This window comes from Ruegeria sp. EL01 (genome assembly GCF_900313035.1).
Lineage (GTDB): Bacteria > Pseudomonadota > Alphaproteobacteria > Rhodobacterales > Rhodobacteraceae > Ruegeria.
Map to the genome: position 1 here is coordinate 163,157 of NZ_OMPS01000048.1, position 13,306 is coordinate 176,462.

The following is a 13,306-nucleotide window of genomic DNA, read 5'->3' on the forward strand; positions in this document are numbered from 1 at the left end:
TCACATCCTGAACACGCCGAAACGTGTCTCCTCGATCGGGGCGTTCAGTGCTGCGTTCAGCGACAGAGACAATACATCCCGACTCTTGCGCGGGTCGATGATGCCGTCATCCCACAACCGGGCTGAGGCGTAGAGCGGGTGCGACTGTTCCTCGAACATATCCAAGGTCGGGCGTTTGAATTCGGCCTCTTCCTCGGCAGACCATGTGCCACCCTGTCGTTCAATCCCATCGCGTTTGACGGTAGCCAAAACACCCGCTGCCTGCTCGCCGCCCATGACCGAGATACGCGAGTTCGGCCAGCTCCAAAGGAAACGTGGCTGATAAGCGCGCCCGGCCATGCCGTAATTCCCTGCCCCGAACGAGCCACCGACCAGCATAGTGATCTTCGGCACCGAGGTTGTCGCCACTGCCGTCACCATCTTGGCCCCGTGCCGCGCGATGCCTTCGTTTTCATACCTGCGACCAACCATAAACCCCGTGATGTTCTGTAAGAACACAAGCGGGATTTTGCGCTGCGAGCACAGCTCGACAAAATGCGCACCCTTCTGGGCGGCTTCGGAAAACAGTACGCCATTGTTGGCTATGATCCCGACCGGGCATCCTTTGACATGGGCAAACCCGGTCACCAGTGTTTCACCAAAGCGTGGCTTGAATTCATCAAAGCGCGAGCCATCGACCAGCCGCGCGATCACCTCACGAATGTCGTAGGGCGTGCGCAGATCAGCAGGGACAACGCCCAGGATTTCGTCGGGATCATAGGCCGGGTCTTCGGGGCTGGCCCAGTCGACCGTCTGCACCTTACGCAGATTCAGTGACCCAACCGCGCGGCGCGCCAGAGCCAACGCGTGCGTATCATCTTCGGCCAGATAATCGGCCACGCCAGACAGGCGGGTATGAACGTCACCACCGCCCAGATCCTCGGCGCTGACAACCTCACCCGTTGCCGCCTTTACCAGAGGGGGGCCAGCCAGAAAGATCGTACCCTGATCCTTCACGATGATCGTGACATCCGACATCGCAGGCACATAGGCTCCGCCCGCCGTGCATGATCCCATAACGACAGCGATCTGAGGAATGCCCCTCGCGCTCATCCGAGCCTGATTGTAGAAGATGCGGCCAAAGTGGTCGCGGTCCGGGAAGACCTCATCCTGATTGGGCAGGTTCGCCCCTCCACTGTCGACCAGATAGATGCAGGGCAGTTGGTTTTCCTCGGCAATCTCCTGCGCCCGCAGGTGTTTCTTGACCGACATCGGGTAATAGGTACCGCCCTTCACTGTGGCATCGTTGCACACCACCATGACCTCACGCCCCTGCACCCGGCCAATGCCTGCGATGACCCCGGCACAGGGCGCGGCATCGCCATACATCCCATGCGCCGCCGTTGCGCCGATCTCAAGGAACGGAGACCCCGCATCCAACAGGTTCGCCACCCGGCGCCGAGGCAGCATCTTGCCCCGCGATTCATGCCGCGCGCGCGATTTTTCACCTCCGCCCATGCGGGCCGCTTCGGCGGCGGCAGAGATTTGCGCCAGCGCTTCGAGATGCGCCGCGCGGTTTGCTTTGAAACCCTCGGAGGCGGGCATGGCTTTGGATGTGAGTTTCATACTTTCACCCCTGAAAAATCGAAACCTGAATAGAAGAACCAACAACCAAGGAGAAAAACTGTGAAGCTAATCACGCCCAGTACGTGCGGGACGATCCAAGCCCACCACGCTTTCCGATTTTTCTTTTCTATCTCTGTCTGAAAATCTCGACTCTCATCAGCACCATCGTAGCGAGAAGGTAAATAGGCCTTGATAATCAAGTGCTGGTCACGTGAGCGTGCCAATTCTTGGCTTTCATAAAACAAAGTCCAGTTTAGGTGGATTATGTAAGTACAGGCTAGCGAAGCAAGGAGGCAGAAAGCAAAGCAGCTACCAGCTAACATCGCCATTTTTTCTTCGTAGTCAGGCGAAAGTTTAGCCAGAGCAGGCAAAGCAATTAATGCGCCTCCCGAAATCAGCATGAAGTTCTTTACCGCCAGAATCCCGTATTCGTAACCGCGCTCAGAATAAGATCGAAGGTACTCTCCGTGGAAATCGTTGTTTCGCTGTCGCGCGGCTTCATATCCCGGCCAGTCGTCAGTTGGTTTTTCGTTGTCTGCCATTACAATTCTCCCACCGCCCGCGCCTTCAATTCCTTGCGGATCACCTTCCCGGTCACCGTCATCGGCAATTCCTCCAGAAACGCCACCTCGCGCGGGTAGGAATACTGCGCCAGACGGTCCTTGACCCAGTCCTGCAACTCGGCGCCCGAGACCACGACCTCCGGTTTCAATACCACGTAAGCCTTCACAATCTCGGTCCGCAGCGGGTCGGGTTTGCCGACCACGCCCACCGTTGCAACCGCCGGGTGGGCCAGAAGGCAATCTTCGATTTCCGCCGGACCGATGCGATAGCCAGCGGATGTAATCACATCGTCATCGCGACCGACGAAGCGCAGATAATCCCCTTCCCACACGCCGCGATCACCGGTGATCATCCAGTCGCCCCGGTACTTTTCAGCCGTCGCCTCGGGCCGGTTCCAGTATTCCAACATCATCGAGGCCGTGCCGCGCCGGATGGCCACGTCCCCCTCTTCCTCGGTCGGATTGCCATCCTCGTCGACAACTGCCACCTCATGCGCCGGCACCGGCTTGCCGATGCAGCCGGGTTGAACAGGGAAATCCTCGGCGCAGGAGGATACGACCATATTGCATTCGGTCTGCCCGTAAAACTCGTTTATCTTCAGGCCAAACGCTTGCTGTCCCCATGCCAGCATTTCGGCGCCCAGCGGCTCGCCACCTGACGCGACCGAACGCAGGCCTGATATGCTTTGATCCGCTGCTTTGAGCATGCGCAAAGCGGTCGGCGGAAAAAACACATTGCGCACCCGGCCGCGTGCAATCACGTCGGCGCAAGCCTCGGGCGAGAACTTCTCTAGCCGCGCTGCGACAACCGGAATACCCAGCGCCAGCCCGGGCATCAGCACGTCGAACAACCCACCGATCCAGGCCCAGTCCGCTGGCGTCCACAGGCAATCTCCGCATTGCAGGTGGTTGTGGCTGATCGACACGCCCGGAAGGTGCCCGGTCAGCACCCGATGCCCATGGAGCGCGCCCTTTGGGCTGCCTGTTGTTCCAGATGTATAGATCAACACGGCAGGGTCATCGGGGCCGGTTGCAGCGAACGCAATGTCTGCGCCCGTCTCGGCAATCGTTGCCGCGATGAGGGGCTTGGCCAGATCGCCAATCAAATCTGCGCCCTGATCATCCGTCAGAACTATCTTTGCCCCTGCATCAGTAATACGCGTCCGCAGAGCGTCTTGTTTGAACAGTTTGAACAGCGGGACGGATATCGCGCCGATTTTCCAGATCGCCAAATGCGCGGCTGCGCACCACGGCGATTGACTGAGCAACACGCCAACTCGATCCCCGGGTCGCACTCTTGACAGTAACGCGCGGGCAATGCCGTCGGTCATCTGCGACAGCTGACCATAAGTGACATCGTGCCTGGAAGCCCCGGTCAAATCGATAAGCGCCACCTTGTCGGACGGATGGTTCAGGCACTGACGCGCCATGTTCAGCTGATCCGGGAGATCCCAGCCACCCTCAGGGCGCAAACCCGGTATGCGCCTAGTGTCTACCACGGCGAATTTCCTTTGTTTTTCCGAAAGTTCGCGACTCAGGCTCACCCAACAACTTCACACGGATTTGATACAGATCAGAGTTTGCAAAACGCTTTGCTGCGAAGCCAAGCGCATCAACACAACCAAAGGCAAGACAATGACAAAGAAACTCGCCGCTTTGACCCTGTCCACCGCGCTCGTGGCTTTGGCCGTTCCCGCATTTTCCCAATCGCAGGGTGACTGGACGCTTGGTATTGGTGTCGGCTATCTGGACCCGAAATCGGACAACAGAACCCTTGCGGGCCTGAACGCCGAGATCGATGCAGATACGCGCCCGATCTTCACTGCCGAATACTTCATCCGTGACAACCTGGGCATCGAGCTGCTGGCCGCCACCCCGTTCAGCCACGATATCACCCTTGGTGGAAGCACCGATGCAGGCAGCGTCAAGCACTTGCCGCCGACCTTGTCGCTGAACTATCACATCCCGACGAACACGGCCTGGAAGCCGTATGTTGGCGCGGGTCTGAACTATACCATATTCTTTGACGAGCAGTCCTCGCTGGGCAATCTGAAGGTGGACAACTCCTTCGGCGTCTCGTTGCAGGCCGGTCTGGACTACGCGATCACCGACAAGGGCGCTGTGCGTCTGAACGTGCGCTGGTTCGATATCGACTCCGATGTCACGCTGGACGGCGCCAATATTGGCACGGCAGAAATCGATCCCTGGCTGATCGGCCTGTCTTACGTTCATCGCTTCTGATCCTTTGATCGGATCGCCCCGCAGTGACCTCGTCTGTGGGGCGTTCACTTTGAGTGGTTTGTCAGTCCCAAATTCCTCAGATCCGAGATCCTCTCGGCCCGCAAGTTAATGCGGCAAGTGTACTGAGTCGTGCTGCCTGCAGTCCCTCCTATCCAATGCGCCATTTCCAAGTCACATCGGTCTTTGATTGTAGCAAGCCAACCAGCCTCCGTCCGAAGGAAAAGCTCCGTGTTTCCGGTGAATTCTCTATCCGTGTAGAAGGCATCCCGATCCAGATGAATCGCCCCGCGGAGCGTCAATTCAACAGTTTCTGAATACAGCAGATCCCAAAGTTTCAGCTCATTTTTCCAGCAGCTATCCTGTTCAACCCGCGAAACATTTGACTGATCGGAGACCAGCCTATCTTGGCATTCCCTCACCGTCATCTCAGCACAAGCAGTGCCCGTTACGCTAAACTCATCTGTTTCAATGCATGCTCGTAAAGCAACCAGATCTTCTGCTCTTTGCAATTCAAAACGGTTCCATTCTTCGCCTGCGTCTGAATATCCAGGCGGCGCGTGGACCAGCGAAACAACTACTGCGACGAGAACACTAAGAACGCGCATTATCTTAGCCTCCCATTGTCGTCATCAACTCGCGCCCGATCAGCATCCGGCGGATTTCGCTGGTTCCCGCCCCGATTTCCATCAGTTTGGCGTCCCGGAAAATTCGGCTGACTGCCGAGTCCGCAAGGAACCCGGCACCACCCATCGCCTGAACGGCCTGATGTGCCTGAACCATCGCCTGTTCCGAAGCGTAGAGGCAGCACGCTGCCGCGTCCTGACGGGTAACATCGCCCCGGTCACAGGCCTTGGCTACCTCATAGACGTAGGCGCGCGCTGAATTCATCGCAGTGTACATGTCTGCAATCTTGCCCTGCATCAGTTGGAAGCTGCCGATGGGTTTGCCAAACTGCTTGCGCTCGGCCAGATACGGCAGGATCTCATCCAGGCAGGCGGCCATGATCCCGGTGCCGATCCCGGCCAGAACTACGCGTTCATAGTCCAGCCCCGACATAAGAACGGCAACACCTTTACCCTCTTCGCCCAGAACATTCTCGAATGGGACTTCGACATCGTCAAAGATCAGCTCGGCCGTGTTTGATCCGCGCATGCCAAGCTTTTCAAAATGGGGAGAGGTGGAAAAGCCCGTCATCTCTTTCTCGATCAGGAAGGCGGTGATCCCCTTGGAGCCCGCATCTGGATCGGTCTTGGCATAGACGACCAACGTATCCGCATCCGGACCGTTGGTGATCCAGTATTTGTTCCCGTTCAGGCGATAGTGATCGTTGCGCTTTTCCGCGCGCAGCTTCATCGACACAACATCAGACCCGGCAGATGCTTCGGACATGGCCAACGCACCGACGTGATCGCCTGAGATCAGACGCGGCAGGTATTTCTGCTTTTGCTCTTCTGTTCCGTTCAGCTTGATCTGGTTCACACACAGGTTCGAATGCGCCCCGTAAGACAGTGACACCGAGGCCGACGCGCGCGCGACCTCTTCCACAGCAATCGTATGTGCAAGATAGGACATTCCCGCGCCGCCATATTCTTCGGACACGGTCACGCCCAACAGGCCAAGCTCTCCCATCTCTTTCCACAGTTCGTTGGGAAAGGCGTTAGAGGCATCAACTTCGGCCGCCATCGGCTTGACCCGTTCCTGCGCCCAGCGATGCACCATTTCGCGCAGCGCGTTAACATCTTCACCCAGATCAAATTGCATCGTTGCCTGGAACATATCGCTTTCCCGTACGTCGCCAAAAATAATTGAACACTCGTTCATTAATAGCGACGCAAGAGATTGCTGTCCAGTCAGAATACTGCCTTAGTGGTTGACGAACTCTCCCAGGCTGATCCTCCCGTCCCTATCCGTATCGAGTTGCTTTAGAATCTCGGGGGCCCGGGCGGCGCTATGCATGCCGATGGCGGCTCTGCATTCAGCGTTGACCTTTGCTTCGTCTTCTCGAAAACCGAATTCCAGCTCATACAAGCTTATGAACCCATCTTCGTTTTTGTCGGCAGATATGAAATCATCTGCCCGGTAGCGTTCGTTCGACGCAATCAGCTCTGACAACGTGATACGCCCGTCCTTGTCGGAATCGGAAAACGCAATCTGCCCGTCTGCCAACTCTTCAGGTGTCATTGACCATTTCTTGGCAAGTTCGGTTCCATCGCAATCGCTGGGCAAATCCACCGTGGCCGCCCGCCGCCTCATGACTTGCAGCATTTCGGCACGATCAACAAAACCGTCGCCATTTACATCTTTCTCATGAAACTGACCGGTAAAATCCGTTTTTGCCTGCGCACCCGATAGGGACGCGCCTGCAAGAATAGCGATTGTAAGGACCGCGGGGGATGCGGCAATTGTTATCTTTTTCAAGGTCGAGGCCTCCTTCGTTTTTGAATGAGGCACCCCATCTTCGGCAATCAATCGGCGCAGCGCAGCGCTCATGGTCTCACCCCGGGCCGTAACCCGCGACGCGAACGCATTCTTTTCAGACAGGCTGAGCCGGACTTCGAGGGATTCTGACTTCTTCTCTTTTCGCATGGTTCCGCATTGATTTTGATGGCGTGCCTGCTCAAAAACGCAAGGGTATCCCAAAAATGCTAGCAGGATAGCGTCCAGACGCGAGGGAATTCGTGTCCGGACAGGCCGATTGGTGAAAATCAGGATGTTGCTTGATTATGAATTCGCGTGACCTCGTCCCGGATGATTCGAGCAATCAAAGAACAATCATCCAGGGAAAACGTCAGCGGAACACGCATGTCCATAATGCCAGCCAACACCCGATCACTATCTGGCATTCGAGTGCTCTCGGCGTAGCGCCAGCTATCGTAACGCGATGTAAACCCGGTTGGTTCAGCGCCACCAAACCATTTCAGTTCAACCCCACGCGCAGCGCACCGGCCAATCACTTCTGCAATTCCTTCAGAGGACCAGTCCAGTAGAAGAAATTGAATGGATGATCCCACATAGGTTTCAGCATTGGGTCGTTCTACAATCGTCAGGCCGGGCGTATCACGAAGGCCCTTTTCGATCCGACCATATCTTTCGTTCCAACGTTCCACCTGTCGATTCAGATCGCGCAGTTGTGGGCGCAGGATCGCCGCGCGCAAATTGTCCATTCGCCCCGAGACATTAGGCGTGGTGTATTTGATCCGGTCAAATACCTCTGGGCCCGGCGCCGCCAAATGGCGTTCATACAACATGTAAGACCCAGACAGCATTGTTGCTTTGGCTGCCAGTTCCTCATCATCTGTGATCAGCAGACCACCTTCGCCCGAATTGACGTGTTTGTATGTCTGACAGGAATAGCAACCGATTGCGCCCTGACGCCCTGACAATTGCCCGCGCCATGCTGCCCCCATGGTATGCGCACAATCTTCGATCACCGTCACACCCACCGCGTCGCATAGCTCCATCAGCCGGTCCATGTCGCACAAATGTCCGCGCATATGGCTGAGCATCAGGACCCGTGCCTGTTCCAGCTTGCCTTCGAGATCATCCAGATCGATCGTCAGGTCTTCGGTTACGCCAACAAAAACCGGCTTGGCGCCAACCGACGCAATCGAACCCGGCACCGGCGCCAGCGTAAAGGCATTGGTCAAAACCGGATCTCCCGGTTGCACCCCAACCGCCCGCAGCGCGGTCGCCATCGCATAGCCACCGGACGACACCGCAAGGCAGTACTTTGCCCCCATCTGGGCCGCGAAATCCTGTTCCAGCAGGGCGGTCTCTCCCAGCTCGCCGGGCACAATGTTGTAGCGATGCAAACGCCCGTGACGCAGCACCGCCAATGCGGCCTCGATCGCATCGTCGGGGATGGGTTCCTGTTGGGTGAAACTGCCGGCAAATATCTCAGTCATGGCATTGTTGTGGGGCCGCACAGGTCCGGGGTCAAGGGATCAAGCAGCCGCACCGATCAATCCCGGAACCATTCCGGGCAAATCATCAAAATGATGCAGTAACGCCTCTGGCTCCAGAGCTGCCATATCATCACCAGACGGACCAAATGTGACCAGAACCGAGGGAACCCCTGCGGCCCGCGCAGTGTTTCGATCAGTATCCGAATCCCCGATCAGGACGCACAGGTCCGGATCTCCGCCCGCACGGCGGGCCGCTTCGCGCAACGGTTCGGGATCTGGCTTGCGCACGGTCAGCGTATCGGCCCCAACCAGCGATGCGAACCGGTCGCGAACCCCCATGCGGGTTAACAGCAGCTCGGCCAGAGCCTCGGGCTTGTTGGTACAGATGCCAACACCGTAACCAGCGCCTTTCAGCAGATCGACCGCCTGCAATGCACCGGGGTAGAAGGTTGTATGCGTGTCGATAGCTTCGGCATAAGCCTCAAGCAGCATCGGGTAATAGTCCAGAACAGTGCGTTCCTGAAAAGCCCCCACCCGTTTTAAGCCATGGGTCAACATCATCCGCCCACCGCGCAGCGCAACACCTGCATCCTGCCCGTTAACCAACACATCACCGTGTCCCATATGGCGAAAACAATGGTTCGCCGCAGCCAGTAAATCGCCTGACGTATCCGCCAGTGTGCCGTCCAGATCGAAGATGACCGTTCGCATATTATCTCCTGCCTCGGCGGGTTTTCGCCATGTCGTATTTCAAAACGGCAACCTTGTTTGATGGTCGAACCGCTTGCGCCTTTGCCCTCAGCGGATAAAACGGACTGCGACAAAACAAAAGAGAAATTGATTTCATGACCATTGCCCTTGTCATCCTTGCCGCCGGGAAAGGCACCAGGATGAATTCGGATGTTCCAAAAGTTCTGCATCCTATCGCCCAGGCCCCGATGCTGGTTCACGCGATGCGGGCGGGTGCCGTGCTGTCACCGGAACGCACCGTTATCGTCACGGGTCATGGATCGGAAGCTGTGGCCAAAGTCGCGCAGTCTGAGGATGAAACGGCACAGGTCGCCGTGCAGGAGGAACAGCTTGGCACCGCGCATGCGGTCGCTCAGGCCCGCGCGGCGCTGGATGGGTTCGAGGGTGACGTTGTTGTCCTTTATGGTGACACGCCGTTTTTGCAGCCCGACACGTTAGAGCGGATGATCGAAGCCCGGGCCAAGAATGATCTGGTCATACTCGGGTTCGAAGCCGCAGACCCGGCAAGGTACGGACGTCTAGTGATGCAGGGCCACACCCTAGAGCGCATCGTGGAATTTAAAGACGCCACAGAACAAGAACGGTCCATAACATTCTGCAATTCGGGCCTTTTGGCCTGCAGTGCACAGACATTGTTTGGCCTGATTGATGCTGTTGGAAACGACAATGCATCAGGTGAATACTACCTGACCGATGTGGTGGAAATCGCGCGGGGCAAGGGGTTGACCGTGACCGCAGTCGCTTGCGGTGAAGAACAAACATTGGGTGTCAATTCCCGCGCTGATCTGGCAGCAGCGGATGCCGTGTTTCAAGCGCGCGCGCGTGCCGAGCTGTTGGATCTGGGTGTGACATTGATGGCCCCCGAGACCGTTTATCTGGCGGCAGACACGGTTATCGGGCGCGATAGCGTGATTGAACCCAACGTGATCTTTGGCCCCGGTGTCACCGTCGAAAGCGGTGCGACCATTCGGGCATTCTCGCATCTCGAAGGCTGCCATGTCAGCCGGGGGGCTATCGTCGGACCCTATGCCCGACTGCGACCCGGTGCCGAACTCGCCGAAAACGCGCGGATCGGGAATTTTGTCGAAATCAAAAATGCCGAGATCGCCGAAGGGGCCAAGGTCAATCATCTGAGCTATATCGGTGATGCCACGGTTGGGGCCGCGACAAATATCGGCGCCGGCACCATCACCTGCAACTATGATGGCGTGATGAAGCACCAGACCACGATTGGTGAAAACGTCTTTATCGGCTCGAACACCATGCTGGTGGCCCCGGTGACCCTTGGCGATGGCGCGATGACCGCGACCGGAACCGTTGTGACCCGTGACGTTGAACCAGATGCCCTGGCCGTGGCCCGCGCCCGGCAGGACAACAAACTGGGGTATGCGCGTAAATTGTTTGACATGTTAAAGGCGAAGAAGGCTCGCCTAAGCAAAGGAGCCTGAGACATATGTGTGGCATTGTAGGCGTTCTGGGACAGCATGAAGCTGCCCCCATTCTGGTCGAGGCGCTCAAACGGCTCGAATATCGCGGCTATGACAGCGCCGGAATTGCGACCGTCAATGACGGCCTGTTAGGGCGCCGACGGGCGGTTGGCAAACTGGTCAACTTAAGCGATCTGTTGGTACATGATCCTCTGCCCGGAAAGTCCGGGATCGGTCATACCCGCTGGGCCACACATGGGGCACCTTCGGTCAACAATGCCCACCCTCATAAGGCTGGTCCGGTGGCAGTCGTACATAACGGAATCGTCGAGAATTACCGTGAACTGCGCGCAGAACTGGCGGAACATGGCATTGGCTTCGAAACCGAGACCGATACTGAAACCGTTGCCTTGATGGCAGAACATTTCCTGAAATCCGGGATGTCACCGGTTGAGGCTGCGTTCAAAACCATCGACCGGCTGCAGGGTGCTTTCGCACTGGCCTTTTTGTTCGACGGTCGGGGCGATCTGATTGTGGCCGCGCGCAAAGGCTCACCCTTGGCCATCGGTCACGGAGATGGCGAAATGTATGTGGGGTCCGATGCAATTGCGCTGGCCCCTTTGACAAACAAGATCACCTATCTGGAAGAAGGCGATCGCGCCGTACTGACCCGCACTTCGCTGGAAATCCGCAACGAAGAAGGCGAGCTGGCCAACCGCGAAATGCGCAAGATCAAACTGGATCACGCACGTGCCGACAAGGGCGAGCACAAGCATTTCATGGCCAAGGAAATCGCCGAGCAACCCGTTGTAGTGGCCGAAGCGATCCGATCCTATATGCCCACCGGCGGCGATCAGGTGGTTCTACCTGATGTCGATCTGGATTTTACTAAGCTGGACCGCCTGACAATGGTCGCCTGCGGCACGGCGTTCTATGCCTGCCTCACGGCAAAATACTGGTTCGAACAACTGGCCAAGATGCCCGTCGAAGTCGATATCGCCAGCGAGTTTCGGTATCGTGAACCTCCGATCACCGACCGTACTTTGGCCCTGTTCGTCAGCCAGTCGGGCGAGACTGCCGACACGTTGGCGGCCCTGCGCTACTGCGAAGGTAAAGCCGACAAGATCGTTTCCGTTGTGAACGTCCCCGAAAGCTCGATTGCGCGGGAAAGCGATGTGGCTTTGCCAATTCATGCGGGTGTCGAGATTGGCGTTGCCTCGACCAAGGCCTTCACGTGCCAGCTGAGCGTTCTGTTGATGCTGGCGCTTAAGGCTGCGGCGGACCGGGGTACCTTGACGGAAGAAGAGATCGCGGATCACGCGGCCGCCCTGCGCGGGTTGCCTTCGGTGCTCAATACGGCATTGGACCAGAATCGGGCCATCCGCAAATCCGCCCAGCGCCTGTCCGAGGCGCGCGACGTTCTGTTTTTGGGCCGTGGCCTGATGTACCCACTTGCGATGGAAGGTGCGCTGAAACTCAAGGAGATCAGCTATATCCACGCCGAAGGTTATGCGTCGGGTGAGTTGAAACACGGCCCAATCGCCCTGATCGACAAGCACATGCCTGTGGTTGTCATGGCTCCGCGCGACGCTGTTTTCGACAAGACCGTGTCCAACATGCAGGAAGTGATGGCGCGCAAAGGCAAAGTCATCCTTGTGTCTGATGATGATGGCATCGCCGAGGCCGAGGATGGCGTTTGGAGTACGATCCGCATGCCTCACATCCACCCCAACCTGGCGCCAATCCTGTATTCGGTTCCGGCACAGCTGCTGGCCTATCACACTGCCGTCGCCAAAGGCACAGATGTCGATCAACCCCGCAACCTGGCGAAGTCCGTCACTGTGGAATGATTAGGTGGGGACCAACAACTGGAACGACACTGACATCCAGACCCTTTTGCGCCTGATGCGCAGCTCGAAACAGGAATACGAGCAGTACCTAAGCAATGGGCGAGCGTTCCTTCATGCCAGAAAGCTTAGAGAAAACAATCAAGCCATCCTCGACTTGATCGCAGCGGAGGGTTTTGGATCAGACGACACATTGGCTGCGGGCCTTCAGGACTTGAAAGAACATTTGGAAGACTGGGCCAGATGCTGGGACCGCGAACAGACCACTCAGGCCCCAAAAGATGGTGATCCGTTTGTCTTTACTGGCTACAAGACGTATCCAAAGCATCTGGACACGCTTCTGACCCGGTACCAAGCGGACATGGGTCGCAAGATCTGAGGCGCAGCCGCTCCGAAGTTGACAGTCACGGTGGAGAGCCTAATGGCCAAGCAATTCCTGCAAATCGATGTCGCACACCAGAAGTTTATTGAAGACCAACACATGTTCTTTGTTGGCTCTGCCGGTACTGACGGACGTGTCAACATCTCACCCAAAGGTATGGATTCACTGCGGGTTCTGGGGCCGAACCGGATTATGTGGATGAACCTGACCGGCAGCGGCAATGAAACTGCCGGACATTTGCTGGACGTCAATCGCATGACGTTGATGTGGTGCTCGTTCACCACCCGCCCGCTGATCCTGCGCACCTATGGCACGGCCCGAATGATCCAGGCGGGGGATGAGGATTGGGCTGAATTTTCCCATCACTTCCCCAATCATCGTAGTGCGCGGCAGATTTACGACCTGAGCGTCGATCTGGTGCAGACCTCTTGCGGGTACGCGGTTCCGTTCATGGAGTACCAATCCGAGCGGGACACGATGCAAAAATGGGTGGATGGCAAATCGGATGACGATATTCGTGCCTATTGGGTTGAGAAAAACCAGCACACAATCGACGGCAAACCCACCGGCGTTTCGGTCTAGCGAA

13 protein-coding genes are annotated in these 13,306 nt (G+C 57.1%); 5 read left to right on the forward strand and 8 right to left on the reverse strand.

Features of this window, described 5'->3' with window-relative positions; translation table 11 throughout:
• The 3 genes from D9K61_RS24970 to D9K61_RS24980 are packed head-to-tail and all read right to left on the reverse strand — an operon-like array spanning position 1 to position 3,667.
• On the reverse strand, positions 1–1,605 hold the full coding sequence (locus D9K61_RS24970; protein ID WP_120635918.1) for a carboxyl transferase domain-containing protein: 1,605 nt from the start codon (positions 1,603–1,605) through the stop codon (positions 1–3).
• Positions 1,602–2,147, reverse strand: coding sequence for a hypothetical protein (locus tag D9K61_RS24975; protein ID WP_120635919.1), 546 nt, complete (start codon positions 2,145–2,147; stop codon positions 1,602–1,604). Before D9K61_RS24975 ends, D9K61_RS24970 begins: the two co-directional genes overlap by 4 nt.
• Positions 2,147–3,667, reverse strand: a complete 1,521-nt coding sequence (locus D9K61_RS24980; RefSeq protein ID WP_120636184.1) for an AMP-binding protein — start codon at positions 3,665–3,667, stop codon at positions 2,147–2,149. The genes D9K61_RS24975 and D9K61_RS24980 overlap by 1 nt, the downstream gene beginning before the upstream one ends.
• Before the next feature lie 136 nt (positions 3,668–3,803).
• Between D9K61_RS24980 and D9K61_RS24985 the strand changes: the two genes are divergently transcribed.
• Positions 3,804–4,409, forward strand: a complete 606-nt coding sequence (locus D9K61_RS24985; protein ID WP_120636185.1) for an OmpW family protein — start codon at positions 3,804–3,806, stop codon at positions 4,407–4,409.
• Between the two features lie 44 nt (positions 4,410–4,453).
• Here D9K61_RS24985 and D9K61_RS24990 read toward each other — a convergent pair whose 3' ends face one another.
• The 5 genes from D9K61_RS24990 to D9K61_RS25010 all read right to left on the reverse strand — a co-directional run bounded on the left by D9K61_RS24990 (position 4,454) and on the right by D9K61_RS25010 (position 9,025).
• Positions 4,454–5,014: a hypothetical protein gene (locus D9K61_RS24990; RefSeq protein WP_120635920.1), complete on the reverse strand. Its 561-nt coding sequence runs from the start codon at positions 5,012–5,014 to the stop codon at positions 4,454–4,456.
• 4 nt (positions 5,015–5,018) lie between these two features.
• The gene (locus D9K61_RS24995; RefSeq protein WP_120636186.1) at positions 5,019–6,185 is read right to left on the reverse strand and encodes an isovaleryl-CoA dehydrogenase; all 1,167 of its coding nucleotides are present in this window, start codon (positions 6,183–6,185) and stop codon (positions 5,019–5,021) included.
• 87 nt (positions 6,186–6,272) lie between these two features.
• The gene (locus D9K61_RS25000; RefSeq protein WP_120635921.1) at positions 6,273–6,995 is read right to left on the reverse strand and encodes an EF-hand domain-containing protein; all 723 of its coding nucleotides are present in this window, start codon (positions 6,993–6,995) and stop codon (positions 6,273–6,275) included.
• Between the two features lie 119 nt (positions 6,996–7,114).
• Positions 7,115–8,314, reverse strand: coding sequence for a DegT/DnrJ/EryC1/StrS aminotransferase family protein (locus tag D9K61_RS25005; protein WP_120635922.1), 1,200 nt, complete (start codon positions 8,312–8,314; stop codon positions 7,115–7,117).
• Positions 8,315–8,353: 39 nt separating this feature from the next.
• On the reverse strand, positions 8,354–9,025 hold the full coding sequence (locus D9K61_RS25010; protein ID WP_120635923.1) for an HAD-IA family hydrolase: 672 nt from the start codon (positions 9,023–9,025) through the stop codon (positions 8,354–8,356).
• Positions 9,026–9,159: 134 nt separating this feature from the next.
• On the opposite strand from D9K61_RS25010, the gene glmU reads away from it, so the two are divergent.
• From glmU to D9K61_RS25030, 4 genes are read left to right on the forward strand one after another with little or no spacing between them, the layout of a single operon-like run.
• Positions 9,160–10,512, forward strand: coding sequence for a bifunctional UDP-N-acetylglucosamine diphosphorylase/glucosamine-1-phosphate N-acetyltransferase GlmU (gene glmU, locus D9K61_RS25015; RefSeq protein ID WP_120635924.1), 1,353 nt, complete (start codon positions 9,160–9,162; stop codon positions 10,510–10,512).
• A 5-nt stretch (positions 10,513–10,517) separates the two neighbouring features.
• Positions 10,518–12,341 (forward strand): glutamine--fructose-6-phosphate transaminase (isomerizing), encoded by a 1,824-nt coding sequence (gene glmS / locus D9K61_RS25020; RefSeq protein ID WP_120635925.1) that lies wholly within the window; start codon positions 10,518–10,520, stop codon positions 12,339–12,341.
• Between the two features lie 4 nt (positions 12,342–12,345).
• Positions 12,346–12,717, forward strand: a complete 372-nt coding sequence (locus D9K61_RS25025; RefSeq protein ID WP_120635926.1) for a hypothetical protein — start codon at positions 12,346–12,348, stop codon at positions 12,715–12,717.
• Positions 12,718–12,759: 42 nt separating this feature from the next.
• A complete protein-coding gene (locus tag D9K61_RS25030; RefSeq protein ID WP_120635927.1) occupies positions 12,760–13,302 on the forward strand; it encodes a pyridoxamine 5'-phosphate oxidase family protein in 543 nt (180 codons plus the stop codon).
• Positions 13,303–13,306 lie beyond the last annotated feature (4 nt).

What these genes read in the sequence shown, in the direction of transcription:
- D9K61_RS24970 (WP_120635918.1), bottom strand. Translation starts at nt 1,605, where the DNA reads ATGAAACTCACATCCAAAGCCATGCCCGCCTCCGAGGGTTTCAAAGCA.
- D9K61_RS24975 (WP_120635919.1), bottom strand. Translation starts at nt 2,147, where the DNA reads ATGGCAGACAACGAAAAACCAACTGACGACTGGCCGGGATATGAAGCC.
- D9K61_RS24985 (WP_120636185.1), top strand. Translation starts at nt 3,804, where the DNA reads ATGACAAAGAAACTCGCCGCTTTGACCCTGTCCACCGCGCTCGTGGCT.
- D9K61_RS24990 (WP_120635920.1), bottom strand. Translation starts at nt 5,014, where the DNA reads ATGCGCGTTCTTAGTGTTCTCGTCGCAGTAGTTGTTTCGCTGGTCCAC.
- D9K61_RS24995 (WP_120636186.1), bottom strand. Translation starts at nt 6,185, where the DNA reads ATGTTCCAGGCAACGATGCAATTTGATCTGGGTGAAGATGTTAACGCG.
- D9K61_RS25000 (WP_120635921.1), bottom strand. Translation starts at nt 6,995, where the DNA reads ATGCGAAAAGAGAAGAAGTCAGAATCCCTCGAAGTCCGGCTCAGCCTG.
- D9K61_RS25005 (WP_120635922.1), bottom strand. Translation starts at nt 8,314, where the DNA reads ATGACTGAGATATTTGCCGGCAGTTTCACCCAACAGGAACCCATCCCC.
- D9K61_RS25010 (WP_120635923.1), bottom strand. Translation starts at nt 9,025, where the DNA reads ATGCGAACGGTCATCTTCGATCTGGACGGCACACTGGCGGATACGTCA.
- glmU (WP_120635924.1), top strand. Translation starts at nt 9,160, where the DNA reads ATGACCATTGCCCTTGTCATCCTTGCCGCCGGGAAAGGCACCAGGATG.
- glmS (WP_120635925.1), top strand. Translation starts at nt 10,518, where the DNA reads ATGTGTGGCATTGTAGGCGTTCTGGGACAGCATGAAGCTGCCCCCATT.
- D9K61_RS25030 (WP_120635927.1), top strand. Translation starts at nt 12,760, where the DNA reads ATGGCCAAGCAATTCCTGCAAATCGATGTCGCACACCAGAAGTTTATT.